Origin of the sequence: Carboxydothermus ferrireducens DSM 11255 (genome assembly GCF_000427565.1) — a bacterium.
GTDB classification, from domain to species: Bacteria; Bacillota; Z-2901; order Carboxydothermales; family Carboxydothermaceae; genus Carboxydothermus; species Carboxydothermus hydrogenoformans.
In genome coordinates this window covers 168409-181384 of sequence record NZ_ATYG01000001.1, presented here as the reverse complement: position 1 = coordinate 181384, position 12976 = coordinate 168409, and the positions used below count along the sequence as shown (strand labels likewise).

Here is a 12976-nt window from a genome sequence, read left to right as displayed (position 1 = left end):
ACCCCTATCCAAAAAGCGCAATCCCTAAAGGGGTTACCAACAGCGGATGGATAGGTACCTGTACCTCTTTTCCAAGAAATCTGGAAAACTCTTCGCTAAAACCTGTTAGGTAAGCAGTACCACCCACCACATAAACCGGTAAAGTTTGATCGTAATTTTTAATTACCTCTTTAACTATAAGCGCCATTTTTTCAATAACTGGACGAACTACCGGCATAATTTCCCGATGACGGCTAAAATCTTTTTTGATGGTTTCTGCTTCCTCAAAAGGAATCTTGTAACTTCCTGCTAAGACCAGGGAAAGATGAGTTCCTCCTGTTGGTTCATCAAAGGTTGCGGTAATTTTCCCTTTTTCAATTACCGCAATACCGGTGGTACCGCCACCTATGTCTACTACAATACCATCATTTATCCCAAGGGCCCGTGCGGCAGCTACCGGCTCATCCACCAGTGTTACCAGCTCCAATCCGGCCCCGGCAACTACATGACCACAAGCTTCAGCATTCCGACCTACAGTTCCCGGAGGAATGGCCGTGGCTGCTTGAAAAAGTTCACTCCCTAAAAGCCTTTCCACTTTGGCTTTTAGTTCCCGCACAATCTGTATTGCTCCAATGTAATCGACCACCAAGCCATCTTTAACCACACTGGCCCACTTTAATGCTCCAGCAACAGGTATTCCTTCCTGGTCGGTGACCACCAAAACGATATCTGCAGTTCCGAGGTCAACGCCAACTTTATAGGGTGGTGGCAGCGGATTTACTCTTTCTCTGACAATTAAATCATTTAACAAGTTAAGTTTTTGTTCGAGCTCCACCTAACCCCTCCTAACAAGGCAGGGGATAGTACCGGGATCACTCCCGGACTATTTCCCTTGAATTTTGGCTAAAATTTGCGTTTCAACTTCAGTGTGTGGCCGCGGAATGACGTGTACCGCTACCAGCTCGCCAACCTTCTGAGCAGCAGCAGCCCCGGCATCGGTAGCAGCTTTGACCGCACCTACATCGCCCCGCACCATAATGGTGACAAGACCAAAGCCAATTTTTTCATAGCCAACAATAGTAACATTGGCAGCCTTGACCATCGCGTCCGCCGCTTCAATCGCCGCCACTAAACCTTTAGTTTCAATTAAACCTAAAGCTTCACCCATGATTAAATTACCTCCTTAAAATTTTTACTTAGATTTTTTATTATCCTTATTTTTTTCCGCAGGATTTTTAGGCTTTAACAACGATTCTTGGGTTTCACTGCTAAAAATGATTTTATCTAACTCCTGATGGGGTCGAGGAATTACATGCGAAGTTAAAACTTCGCCCACTCTTTGAGCCGCCGCAACACCTGCATCAACCGCAGCTTTTACCGCCGCAACCTCCCCTTCAAGCTTTATGGTAACGGAAATTTTTTTTCCAGCCCCTATAACCCGTTCAAAGCCCAAAAAGGTAACGTTGGCAGCTTTTACAGCAGCATCTAAAGCCGTCATAGCGGTAGAGTAACCAATTGCTTCAATTAGACCAAGGGCTTTATTCATCGAATAAACCTCCTTTAAGCCCTAAATTCCGCCAAAACCTGCAATCCAACTTCCCGAGCTGCTTCTAAGGCATTTTTAACCGCTGCTGAATCGCCGGTTACTGTAAACCATACCTCGTTGGCAAAAGCCTGAGCTACCGAGGGCCCCCAGAACGATACCATGGTCACATGGGCAGTTTTTAAGGCGGTATCACTCATCAATAATCCTACCCCTGCCGGAGCCCCTATAATAATGCCAAAGGCCTGATTTAACGGCGCCCCAAAAGCCTTGTTTAATGCTGCCGCTGCGCGAGCCGTGTAATGGGTTTCAATTTTTCCTGCCGGCGTATTTTTTATGTTCTGGTAGTACTCTTCCGTGGCCTTGAGGGCAATTTCCACTGCCCGGATAACATCTGCCACATCTTCTGCCCCAAAAAGGGCAAATACTCCATGTCCCGGACCACCTAATTCATCACGGGCAAGCTCTAACCGAATTAATTCGGAATTGGTCTTCTTGACCGCTTCATCGGCTGCCATGATTTGCGCCGCAGCCCCCACCCGGGAGCTAATTACCCCAATAGCCCTTAAGGTTCTGTTAGCCTGGAGGTATTGGCTAAGCCCCGGTTCAAGATTGGGAATTACGTAACCAACGGTGTTTCCCGCCGAAACCCCGATAAATTTTGCTTGCCCAAAACTTTTCTCCGTAATTTCCGAACCCCTGACTTTGGCTTTAACTTCTATTTGCTCGTCCACGGGCGTGAATCCGGTATTAATTTTCTCCGGTGGTTTCATGGAAATGGTAAAAAGGGTTCCGCTGGGATTTAACTGGGGAAAAAAGGATTGACCTGGTTTATTGCCACTTTCCGGTGCTTTAATTCCTAAAAGCCGTTCCTTGCCTTTTTCCCGCTGATAATTGGGACGGCTTATATTGGGTTGGCTAAAAATCGTAGTAGTTTCTCGGCTCTGCCGATTTAAAACCTCAGACACAATTTTATCTACAAGGTTTTCCAAACTTTTTCACCCCTTTATTTCACGGGTATAACCTTCAGCATCTCTTCATGGGGTCTGGGGATAACGTTAAAGGATACTATTTCTCCCACTTTTTGCGCCGCTGCCACACCGGCATCCACCGCCGCTTTTACCGCCGCTACATCTCCTTGGACGGTAATATTTACAAGGCCTGAGCCAACCAGCCGGTATTCAATAATTCGAACATTGGCCGCTTTCACCATCGCATCCGCTGCTTCAATTGCTGCTGTAAGCCCCCGGGTTTCAACAAAGCCAATTGCATTACCCATTAAACATTACCTCCTACCACTCCAGGGTTAAGTAATCTTCCAGCCGGATTCGTTCATATCCCGGTATCCGGGTACGGGCAAATCGTTCTTTTTCCGCCAGGGGATAGGTCGCATCAATTCCCATTTTGGCCGATACCCCTCTTAAATTATGGGAGGGCTCTAAGGGTGTTCCCTGCGCCCCGGGGATAATTATTACATCTTGATCCGCTTGCACCCTGGTGGCAATGGCCCATTCTACATCTTCCGGATCAAAGATATCCACATCGTCATTAACCACCACTACGTGTTTGACATCCTTATTGCTGGCCAGAGCTGCAAAAATTGCCTGCTTTCCTTGCCCTTCGGTCGTCTTTTTAATGGAAATAATCGCATGGCAGCGTCCACCGCCGGCCATGGTGAGGTGAACATCCTGAACCGTTGGCACAACGTGGCGAACGTGGTTAAATAAGACTACTTCCCGCATCAAAGCATTTGGTAATTTATGTTCGTAGCTAGAAGGGAAGATAACTTGGAAAATCGGGTTGTTTCTGAAGGTTACCGCGGTGACCTCCACCACCGGCTGCATTGTTTGCGGTCCGTAGTAGCCCATTAATTCGCCAAAGGGTCCTTCGGGATGACGAACATACGGTAACATCCGTCCTTCCAGCACTATTTCCGCATCGGCCGGAACTTCTAAATCAATGGTTTTGCATTTTACCACCGGAAGCGGCTCGCCTATGAGCCGGCTGGCCACATTGTATTTATCTAAACCAAAGGTTTGGGTCGAAAGTTGGCTGGATAAAGTTATGGCCGGATGAACACCCAAAACTATGGCCACTTCCATGGCCTGGCCACGTCTTTCAAATTCATAGTATTGTTCAATTAACCCCGGCGATTCAATTAAAATGCTCAAGTTGTTGGGTCCGTTTAACTGCATCCGGCGAATAGAGGTAAAACGCCGTCCGTAAATGGGATCTTTGGCTACAACGATACCCGCTGTTATAAACGCTCCGGAATCTTTTTCGTGAAAAGTAGGAATTGGAAACATTTTTCCGATATCAAAACCTTTGGTCAAGACATTTTCCTGTACCGGACCGGACGGCAGTAACCGGGTTTCACCAGGATTAGTGATTGCTTCGGTTATTTTGGCTAACAACTCGGATTTGTTTATCCTTAAAGCTTGAGCAAAATTTTCCCTGGTACCAACAATGCCACCTACCGCCGGTACATCGTAGCCTTCAATGTTTTGAAAAAACATGGGAACAGTTCCCTTGGTTTTTTTCAGGAGTGCTCCCAGTTCAAATCTGGGGTTTACCGGTTTTTTCACTAAATATAATGAGTTTTGCCGTTTTAATTGCTCTAAAAAACTCCTCAGCGATGCAGCCAAAAGTTAAAACCTCCTCTCGTACTACTCCCCCCAGCGTTTAAACAAATTGTGTTCAATTCCAAGGGCATCTAAAATTTTCCCTATTATGAAAGCCACTAAATCGCTTAAGGTCTGGGGACCAAAGTAAAACGCCGGAGAAGCAGGTAAAATTACTGCCCCCACCCTGGACAAGCGGAGCATATTTTCCAGATGTATAACGGTCACTGGAGTTTCCCGCGGTACAACTACTAACCTCCGACCTTCCTTTAAAGTAACATCCGCGGCCCTGGTTAATAAATCCTCTCCCGTACCGTTGGCCATCGCTCCCAGGGTATGCATGGAGCAGGGAACCACCACCATCCCCTGGGTTTTAAACGACCCGCTGGCAATCGGGGCAAACAGGTCGGAATTATGGTACAGCCGGGCATATTTAGCGACTTCCGCCAAATCAACACCGCATTCGTGATTTAAAACTTTCTCACCCATTTCGGTATAAACCGCATGAACTTCAATCCCCATCTGGGCCAGTACCTGGATTAGCGTATAGCCGTAAATGGCCCCACTTGCCCCGGTTACCCCTACTACAATGCGCATTTAAAAAAGCCTCCTTAGAATGTAAAGACGGGAAAGGCCCAATTTAGACCTTTCCCTTAAAAGACAGTTACTTCTTGGCACCTTCCCGATTGGGCCATTCTTTCATGTATTCTTCTAAAGTCATAACTTCGGCAAACAACGCCATGTCTCTCAAGCCTGCTTGATGCATTTCTTCGTTAGCAGAAGCGCAACAGTCGGATATGGCAATTACGTTGTAAGCATGATAAAGAGCATCGGAAGCGGTGCTTCTTACGCAAACGTTGGTCCATACACCGGTAACTACTACGGTGTCGATTTTTTCTTCTCTGAGGTAGAGGTCTAAGTCAGTGTAAGCAAAAGCACTGTGACGGCGCTTTTGCACAATGTAATCACCTTTTTCTTCATCGGGACGAAGTTCCGGAATAAAGTCAGAACCCCACGTACCTTTAACAGCATGAACCGGACGTACTCTAAAGTCAGCATCGTTTTTCCGGTGTGCTTCCTGCACAAAAACAACGTTAATACCGTTTTCGTGGGCAAATTCTACAAGCTTTTGCAAGTTGGGAACGATTTTTTCCCCATCGGGGCATCTTAAAGGAGCATTGGGTCCAATGAAGTCGTTTAACATGTCAATGATAACTATACAGTGTCTGTCACCTTTCATATTTTCTCCTCCTTTGATAATTCGTAATGATATTTTTAACCTTTTTACAGGTTAAAACTTAATCCAGCGTTCTAATTTAGAAATCGTTTGCCGCTTTACGAATTGACCGTATCCTGGCTTACCAACAATACCGTTCTTATCGTCATAAACGAGTTTACCGCGAACGATGGTCTTAACAGGTTTGCCTTTAAGCTTCATACCATGAAACGGCGTGTACTTGGCCATGGTGTACATCTTATCTTTATCAATGGTCCATTCATAGTCAAGGTCAATTACGGTAAAGTCTGCATCGGAGCCAATTTCCAGGGCACCTTTCTTCGGATACAGACCGTAATGAATTGCTGCGTTCCGGGAAAGAACATCAACTAACCGGGATAAGGAAAGACGTCCTTTATTATAACCTTCGCTGATAATAATCGGTACCATGGTTTCTACCCCCGGAATCCCCGGGAACGCCGTCCAGATGTCCATGCCTTCAGCTTCTTTTTCGGTAGCAATTTCATAAGGTGCATGGTCAGTAGCAATAAAGTCTACCCGCCCATCAGCTAATTGTTCCCAGAGCATTTCATTGTCTCTGGTAGTTCTTAAAGGCGGTGCAATCTTGGCAAATTGACGCCATTTGGTCATTGATTCATAGGCATTTAAGACCAGGTAGTGGGGACAAGTTTCGGCAGTTACATCAAGACCCCGTTTCTTAGCTTCTCCTACAAGCACACCACCGATGCCGGTGCTCATGTGGACGATATGTAACCGGGCACCGGTTTCTTCCGCAAAACTAATGGCCATTTGAATAGCAACTTTTTCCGCAAGTTCCAACCGTGCTTCCGCCCAGGCCGGCCCATCAAAACGGCCTTCATTTCTTAATTTGTTAACGTGATAAGTGCAAAGGTCCAAGTTTTCCGCGTGAATGCCAACGGGTAGTCCGGTCTTAGCTACTTCCCGGAAAATTTCCAGCATCTCCGCATCGCTTGCCGGCGGATAAGTTGGAACTGATGGAGTCATGTAAACTTTAAAAGCTACTACTCCATAATCGGCTTGTTCTTTAATGTTGTAGAGGGCATTGTTCCGCACATCTTCGCCGGTAGCCCCGCCCCACATGGCATAGTCTACATACGCTTTGTCCTTGATTACTTCTAACTTTGCTTCAAGGTTATCCACACTCCTTACCGACGGTATGCTACAGCAGGGCATATCAATGATGGTTGTAACCCCACCAGCCGCAGCAGCTTGAGTACCGGTAGCAAAATTCTCCCGGTGGGTAAAGCCGGGATCATTAAAGTGAGTGTGGGAGTCAATGCACCCAGGCAATACAAGGTTATTTTCAGCATCAATTACTTCGGCAACCTCAATCCCGGTAAGGTCATTGGTAAAACCGGCAATTTTACCGTCCTTCACCAGGATGTGGGTGTCCACAGTCCGGTTGCCTTGAGGGATTTTGGCATTTTTTAAAACCAAATCAAAACCCATTTTAAAACCCCCTTTAAGTTTTTTAGGTATTTAGAGCCCTTTCGGGCTTATAACCCCTTTAGAAGGTAGGCGGAGTATTAATCCAGAGGGCTACCAGTTCTTCATCGCCAATATTACGCCAACGGTGTTGCTGGGTACTTTTAAAATAAAGGCTATCCCCCGGCCCAACCACGTAACGTTCGGTTTCATCAAGCCACACTTCTAAAACCCCTTTTAAAACGTAAACGAACTCTTCCCCTTCATGGGAAATATTTTCATTTCTTCCCGCCCCCGGAGCTACGGTGTAAAGGAGCGGCTCCATAGCCGGTTCACTTAAAGCAGTCAAAAGCTCAACCTTAATCCCCTCTTCGTCAGTTTCCAGCACCTGACCCAGGCCCGCCCGCACCAATTTTTGCTCTTTGGTATCCATTCCCTCAAAAAAATACAGGAGATTTTTTTCGTAAAAGGTGGCGAGTTTCTGGAGGGTAGCGATAGAAACGTTTACTTGGCCCGTTTCAATTCGGCTTAAATACGAAACCGAAACTCCAGTTCCCTGGGAAACTTCCTCCAGGGTAAGACCCTTTTTTTCTCTAAGCGCCTTTAATTTTTGTCCGACCGCTATCCTCGGTCCCTTTTTCTCAATCTTAACCGGTTCTGCCGGCAATTCTTCCCCCTGCGCGGCCAGGTATTCCTTCACTCCAACGATATTAAAACCCTTAACCCGCATTAAGTACTTAATTTTTTTGAGCCTTTCAATATCTTTAAGGGAATAAATACGGTAGTTCCCATTTTGTCGACCCGGTTTTACCAATCCCGCCTTTTCCCAGTTTCTAAGGGTTGCTGGCACCACCCCAATTAGCTTTGCCGCATCACCAATTGTAAAAAAGGTTTTACCCGGAGACATCAGGAATTCTCCTTCCTTTCCGCAACATATAAAAAGCTTTTTAAATGTTTTTGTATAAATATTCACAAATTGCCTTTTCGGGATTCTCGTCTTTTTTCGACATTATTTTATATTCGCTCTTTTTTTTGATTTTCCTGCTAACTTTACCGCGATTGAAAAAATTTTTTTATTTTTTTATTAAGTTTGTTACTAAACTACTTCTTTGTCTATCGTTACAAACTTTTTTATTAATGTTTTACACTGTTTTTTTGCCATAACCAAACATTTCAGCTTCACCTATTAATTTGGACATATCAACCTCAAAAAATGCAAAAAAGGAAAAAGCCCTGCAGCAAAAGCTGCAAGGCTTTTTAACCGCATTTAGAATAACCGCAATTGCGACAAACTACGCAGCCGCCTTCATGTTCTAACTTGCTGTGGCACTCGGGACAGTAGCCATTTTTCCTTTCGCCTTCGTCTTCGGGAATGTAAACATCCCCCTCGTTACTGATCACCACCGGCGGTGCATCTACTTCTATCTTACCTTTAAAACCATAAGCATCCTTTAAAACTTTTTCCATAGCCTTTCCAATAGCGTCGGGACAGGACAAAACTTTGATGTCCTTACCGTTACCCATCTGCCTTAAGGTTGAATGACACCTTATACCTTTTAACTGCCCGATTATCTCGGTCACATCAATTCCCGAGCGTAACGCCAAGGAAACCAGGCGGCTGGTTGCTTCCGACTGGGAAGGACATCCCCCGGCTCGCCCCAGGTTGGTGAACACCTCACAAATTCCCTGTTCATCCCGGTTAACGGTAATGTATAAGTTGCCACAGCCAATTTTAACTTTTTCCGTTATGCCGTAAGTGACCGTTGGTCGCGGCCGGGGTACAACTTTATAGGTTTTTAACTCTTCGGGCTTCTCGTCTTTTTTAGTTTCGTTAAGACCGGCATTTAACACCTGCTCCTCGCGACTGCCATCCCGGTAAACGGTAAGCCCCTTGCACCCCAGCTTATACGCTAAAAGGTAACTTTCCTTAACGTCCTCCACCGTAGCGGAATTGGGCATGTTTATCGTTTTGGACACGGCATTATCGGTATGTTTCTGGAATACCGCCTGCATTTTGACGTGCCATTCCGGGGCAATATCCAAGGCAGTAACGAAAAGTCTCTTTGCCTCTTCCGGAACCCCGGCAATACCGGTAATCCGCCCGGTTTTGGCCACCTCAATCATGAGCTTTTCACTGTAATAGCCGTTTTCCCTGGCGTGCTGCTCAAACAGGCGATGCACTTCCACAATGTCCTTTCGGTCCAAAATATGGCGTTTAAACGCCAGGGCAAAAACCGGTTCTATTCCCGACGATACCCCGGCTATTATACTTATCGACCCGGTAGGAGCAATCGTAGTGGTAGTAGCATTTCTAAGTTTTAATCCTTTTTTAGCCCAGACACTCTTTTTCCAGGCGGGGAAAGTACCCCGAACCCGGGCGAGTTCTGCCGAAGCTTCCTTGGACTTTTTATTAATAAACTCCATCACTTTATCGGCTAAATTCAAGGCTTCTTCCGAATCGTAGGGAATGTTTAATTTAATTAACATATCAGCAAAACCCATCACGCCAAGACCAATTTTCCGGGTCTTTTTGGTCATCTTTTCAATTTCCGGTAAGGGGTAATGGTTAACATCAATAACATTATCTAGGAAACGTACCGCCAGTTTCACGGTTTTTTCCAAATGTTCCCAGTCAATCTCTCCGTCTTTTACCATATTGGCAAGGTTAATAGAACCCAGGTTGCAGGATTCGTAGGGCAGTAAAGGTTGCTCGCCGCAGTCTAAACTCAATATGCCATTGGTGATCCAGGTATATTTTGGTGGGGCAGTTATATCAAATACTTCTTCCTCCCCCGCAGGTTCGATGCTTACTATCTCCTGGTAGAGATGATTATTTAATGTCGAGTAGGTCGTTTTTCCAGCCATTAATTCTAAAAATTTCTTTTTCTTTTCCCCAATTAGGCCAATCTTGTTAAAAAATAACGAAGCCCGTTCTCCGGAAATAATTAACCGGTAAGTCGGTAGCGTTTCGTACTCATTGCCCTTAATTATTTTTACGTCCTGGTCTTTCTCACCGGTAAGGGTAGATGGAATTCCAAGGGATAACAGTAAAATCTGAACCTTTCTTAATAACGGATAAGAGGTAGACGACAGGGCAACAGTAATCGAACCGTTAGCATCATAAACCGAACCATCGGCAGAAAAGAGGCCTCGTAAAAGAGCTTTCATAGCTTCGCTATTCACCGCAAGCAAGGAAGAGGGAATATCTTTTTCTTTGCTGTCGGTGATTTCTATACCAAAAATTTTCTTTATCTTTTCCGCAAACTCTTTTCTATGGACATCGATGATATATTGCCCGTCTCTTTCAATTAAATAAGCTGCACCAGCATACTTCTCTACCTTTTCTTTGAAGTATAAAGCTAATTCCTTATCATTTCCCACATGTAAACTAACATGATTGGAAACGCTTAACGAACCATCTCCCAGGAAATACCCTAAAAACTCATAAAAATCATTTTCTTCTTTTACCGGGAAATCCAGTTCAGGATAAGAAACCGGTAAATAAAGTTTATCGCCTACTTTTAGATCCTTGGCTTCTTTCCAGCCCTCACCGGTAAAAATTTTATGTTCTTCGGTTACTTTAATTTCCAACCCAGTTTTCAGTTTAAGTTTTAAAACCGGTTTCACGCCATTGTTAATTACTTCTTTAATTTCGTTCCAGCCATCACCGCTCCAAACTTTCATTCCCACTTCTAACTTTCTTGCTTCAATTAACCCTTTATCGGTAAAGACAAGGGTATCTCCGGTTACGCAGGGATTAGTTGATTCAATTTCCCCCAGCTCCGGAACAACATTTGCCGCGTTAATCCGGTCAATAAAAATAACCCCCGGCTCGCCATTTTTCCAGGCATTTTTCGCTATTCTTTCAAAAACTTCCCGGGCCCGAAGTTTACCTACTACCTCTCCGGTGGATGGTTCAATTAATTCGTATTCCCCATCTTCTTCCAATGCTTTCATAAACTTATCGGTCAGCGCCACGCTAATGTTGAAGTTAGTAATATCCCTGTTGTCTTCTTTGGCAGTAATAAATTCCAGGATATCCGGGTGGTCGCACCGGAGCACCCCCATGTTTGCCCCGCGCCGAACACCCCCCTGTTTAACCGCTTCGGTAGCGGCATTAAATACCTTCATAAAACTTACCGGGCCGCTGGCAATACCGCCGGTAGAGCGAACCCGGGCCCCTTTGGCCCTAAGGCGGGAAAAGCTAAAACCGGTACCTCCGCCACTTTTATGAATTAAAGCGGAATACTTTACCGCATCAAAGATTTCTTCCATCGAATCGCCCACCGGTAAAACAAAGCAGGCCGAAAGCTGTCCTAATGGCCGGCCGGCATTAACCAGGGTCGGCGTATTGGGCAAAAAGTCAAGCGCGGTCATAAGATTATAAAATTCTCGGGCAATTTCTTCTTCATCATTTTCCGCATAATTTTTTTCCGCCTGCGCTATCGCCCGAGCCACCCGCCAAAACATTTCTTCCGGGGTTTCAATTACCTCCCCCTTCTCATTGCGCGCCAAATACCTTGCTTCCAAAACTTTTAGAGCATTTTCTGTTAATTTCACCACAAAACCCCCCGCCAGAATTTATTTGTCGTCTTACTTATTATACAACCAAACCTCGTAAAATTCCTTTTTTAATTTTTGGCCATTTTATGCAGGATTTTTGGCTTTTTTGTAGAATAATCCGTTTTAGGTGCGTTTTTAATAACTTTTAAGGAGTGTGGCCATGAACCTGAAAAAATCCCTTGCAACTTTAACTTTATCGGTTTTCTTACTGCAATCATCGGCTTGGGCAACAACTATTACCGTAAAAAGCGGCGACAATCTCTGGTTACTTGCCCGGCGGTACAACACTACCGTTGAAGCGATTAAAAAAGCCAATAACTTAAAATCGGAAGCTTTAAAGCCCGGCCAAAAATTAGTGATTCCCGGAAAGTCAACAGCTACGGCAGTTTCCCGCTCCAGCAGCGGTAGTTCGGTTTACATAGTTAAAGCCGGCGATACCCTCTGGGATATTGCTAAAAAGTTTAACTTAACGGTAGATGAGCTTAAGCGTTTAAACAATTTAAAATCCGAAAAACTGAGTATCGGGCAAAAACTCCTGGTTAAGAAAACCACCTCCCGCAATTCCCCCCGCCCGAAAGCCCGAACGACTAAAAAAGTTTCCCGGGGTGAAGGGCGGGGAGATGTGGTAAAAATCGCACTGAGTTATCTCGGCACCCCATATCAGTGGGGGGCAAGTTCCGGTTCGGCCTTTGACTGTTCCGGTTTTACCGCTTTTGTTTACCGCCAGGTAGGCATCAACCTTCCGCACAATTCCCTCGCCCAGTATGAAGTGGGCGAAAAGATTGATAAAAGCGAACTTTCTCCGGGAGATTTAGTTTTCTTTAAAACTCAGGGCTCATCGGTTATCAATCACGTGGGAATTTATATAGGAGACGGACAGTTTATCCATGCCAGTTCCGGCAAAGACCGGGTAATTATCTCCTCCTTAAGGGAAGGTTATTATGCCAGCCGTTATGCTGGTGCGGTCAGGGTAAGATAAAAAACGCGGCTAAAAGCCGCGTTTTTTCATAATGCCATTTCTTTTAGTTCGCTAAAAATTACCTTTCCGGTTTTGGTCTTGGGAATAAAATCTACCGGAATAATTTTTTTGGGGATATACCGGGGGGGAAGTTTTGTTTTACACAGCTCAAACAAAGTTTCAATTTTAGCTTTATCTTTTAACACCACAAAAGCCACAGCATTTTCGGTAGCTAAAGGCTCATTTATCCCTACTACAGCCACATCTAAAACTTCCGGACTTTCGTAAAAAACATCTTCGATTTCCCGAGGAGTCATCCCGCTCCCTCCTTTTCTTACATTATTTTACACATGTAATTGGAGGTTACGGAATGACAAAACTTTAAGTGGCATGAATTTAACGTTAAAACGCCAAAAACAACCGCTAAACGGTTAGCATTTCTTCCGTTCGCCCCACAGCTCATCCAGGAAAGCCTGCTTTGCTTTATTGCCAAAGGCTGCATAAAAAGGAAAGTCATAAAAAGAAACAAGCCCAAAAATTTTTGTTTATCTGCCTTCCTCCCTGCACCTTTTCTGAAAAACCTACATATTTTATTTACTACTTTAAGAATTCGGTAATTTTGCCATTTT

General features: G+C 44.9%; 13 protein-coding genes. 1 reads left to right on the top strand and 12 read right to left on the bottom strand.

The features are described from left to right. Positions 1 to 4: 4 nt before the first annotated feature. From eutJ to CARFE_RS0100935, 11 genes are all read right to left on the bottom strand, one after another. The gene (gene eutJ, locus CARFE_RS0100985; protein WP_028051415.1) at positions 5 to 814 is read right to left on the bottom strand and encodes an ethanolamine utilization protein EutJ; all 810 of its coding nucleotides are present in this window, start codon (positions 812 to 814) and stop codon (positions 5 to 7) included. Positions 815 to 862: 48 nt separating this feature from the next. Then, the gene (locus tag CARFE_RS0100980; RefSeq protein WP_226986737.1) at positions 863 to 1150 is read right to left on the bottom strand and encodes a BMC domain-containing protein; all 288 of its coding nucleotides are present in this window, start codon (positions 1148 to 1150) and stop codon (positions 863 to 865) included. Positions 1151 to 1171: 21 nt separating this feature from the next. After that, on the bottom strand, positions 1172 to 1525 hold the full coding sequence (locus CARFE_RS0100975; protein ID WP_011343615.1) for a BMC domain-containing protein: 354 nt from the start codon (positions 1523 to 1525) through the stop codon (positions 1172 to 1174). A 14-nt stretch (positions 1526 to 1539) separates the two neighbouring features. Then, a complete protein-coding gene (gene pduB, locus CARFE_RS13810) occupies positions 1540 to 2514 on the bottom strand; it encodes a propanediol utilization microcompartment protein PduB (protein ID WP_210432915.1) in 975 nt (324 codons plus the stop codon). A gap of 14 nt (positions 2515 to 2528) precedes the next feature. Further along, positions 2529 to 2801 carry a BMC domain-containing protein gene (locus CARFE_RS0100965; RefSeq protein ID WP_028051414.1) on the bottom strand — a complete coding sequence of 91 codons (273 nt, stop codon included), beginning with the start codon at positions 2799 to 2801 and terminating at the stop codon, positions 2529 to 2531. 13 nt (positions 2802 to 2814) lie between these two features. Then, on the bottom strand, positions 2815 to 4167 hold the full coding sequence (locus CARFE_RS0100960) for a UbiD family decarboxylase (protein ID WP_028051413.1): 1353 nt from the start codon (positions 4165 to 4167) through the stop codon (positions 2815 to 2817). A gap of 21 nt (positions 4168 to 4188) precedes the next feature. Continuing rightward, entirely contained in the window at positions 4189 to 4740 is a 552-nt protein-coding gene (locus CARFE_RS0100955) for a UbiX family flavin prenyltransferase (protein ID WP_028051412.1), read from the bottom strand. A 67-nt stretch (positions 4741 to 4807) separates the two neighbouring features. Next, positions 4808 to 5383: a cysteine hydrolase family protein gene (locus CARFE_RS13805; protein WP_011343610.1), complete on the bottom strand. Its 576-nt coding sequence runs from the start codon at positions 5381 to 5383 to the stop codon at positions 4808 to 4810. Between the two features lie 51 nt (positions 5384 to 5434). After that, on the bottom strand, positions 5435 to 6850 hold the full coding sequence (gene allB, locus CARFE_RS0100945) for an allantoinase AllB (protein ID WP_011343609.1): 1416 nt from the start codon (positions 6848 to 6850) through the stop codon (positions 5435 to 5437). Between the two features lie 58 nt (positions 6851 to 6908). Next, entirely contained in the window at positions 6909 to 7733 is an 825-nt protein-coding gene (locus CARFE_RS15405) for a cupin domain-containing protein (protein ID WP_051250078.1), read from the bottom strand. Positions 7734 to 8083: 350 nt separating this feature from the next. After that, a complete protein-coding gene (locus tag CARFE_RS0100935) occupies positions 8084 to 11386 on the bottom strand; it encodes an adenosylcobalamin-dependent ribonucleoside-diphosphate reductase (RefSeq protein ID WP_028051411.1) in 3303 nt (1100 codons plus the stop codon). Between the two features lie 163 nt (positions 11387 to 11549). Between CARFE_RS0100935 and CARFE_RS0100930 the strand changes: the two genes are divergently transcribed. Continuing rightward, entirely contained in the window at positions 11550 to 12368 is an 819-nt protein-coding gene (locus CARFE_RS0100930) for a C40 family peptidase (RefSeq protein WP_051250075.1), read from the top strand. A 26-nt stretch (positions 12369 to 12394) separates the two neighbouring features. On the opposite strand, the gene CARFE_RS0100925 is transcribed toward CARFE_RS0100930, so the two are convergent. After that, positions 12395 to 12664 carry a long-chain-fatty-acid--CoA ligase truncation gene (locus CARFE_RS0100925; RefSeq protein ID WP_011343604.1) on the bottom strand — a complete coding sequence of 90 codons (270 nt, stop codon included), beginning with the start codon at positions 12662 to 12664 and terminating at the stop codon, positions 12395 to 12397. Positions 12665 to 12976 lie beyond the last annotated feature (312 nt).

Coding starts and splice junctions, on each gene's coding strand:
- allB (WP_011343609.1), bottom strand. CDS start 6,850: ATGGGTTTTGATTTGGTTTTAAAAAATGCCAAAATCCCTCAAGGCAAC.
- CARFE_RS0100925 (WP_011343604.1), bottom strand. CDS start 12,664: ATGACTCCTCGGGAAATCGAAGATGTTTTTTACGAAAGTCCGGAAGTT.
- CARFE_RS0100965 (WP_028051414.1), bottom strand. CDS start 2,801: ATGGGTAATGCAATTGGCTTTGTTGAAACCCGGGGGCTTACAGCAGCA.
- CARFE_RS15405 (WP_051250078.1), bottom strand. CDS start 7,733: ATGTCTCCGGGTAAAACCTTTTTTACAATTGGTGATGCGGCAAAGCTA.
- CARFE_RS13805 (WP_011343610.1), bottom strand. CDS start 5,383: ATGAAAGGTGACAGACACTGTATAGTTATCATTGACATGTTAAACGAC.
- CARFE_RS0100975 (WP_011343615.1), bottom strand. CDS start 1,525: ATGAATAAAGCCCTTGGTCTAATTGAAGCAATTGGTTACTCTACCGCT.
- CARFE_RS0100930 (WP_051250075.1), top strand. CDS start 11,550: ATGAACCTGAAAAAATCCCTTGCAACTTTAACTTTATCGGTTTTCTTA.
- CARFE_RS0100955 (WP_028051412.1), bottom strand. CDS start 4,740: ATGCGCATTGTAGTAGGGGTAACCGGGGCAAGTGGGGCCATTTACGGC.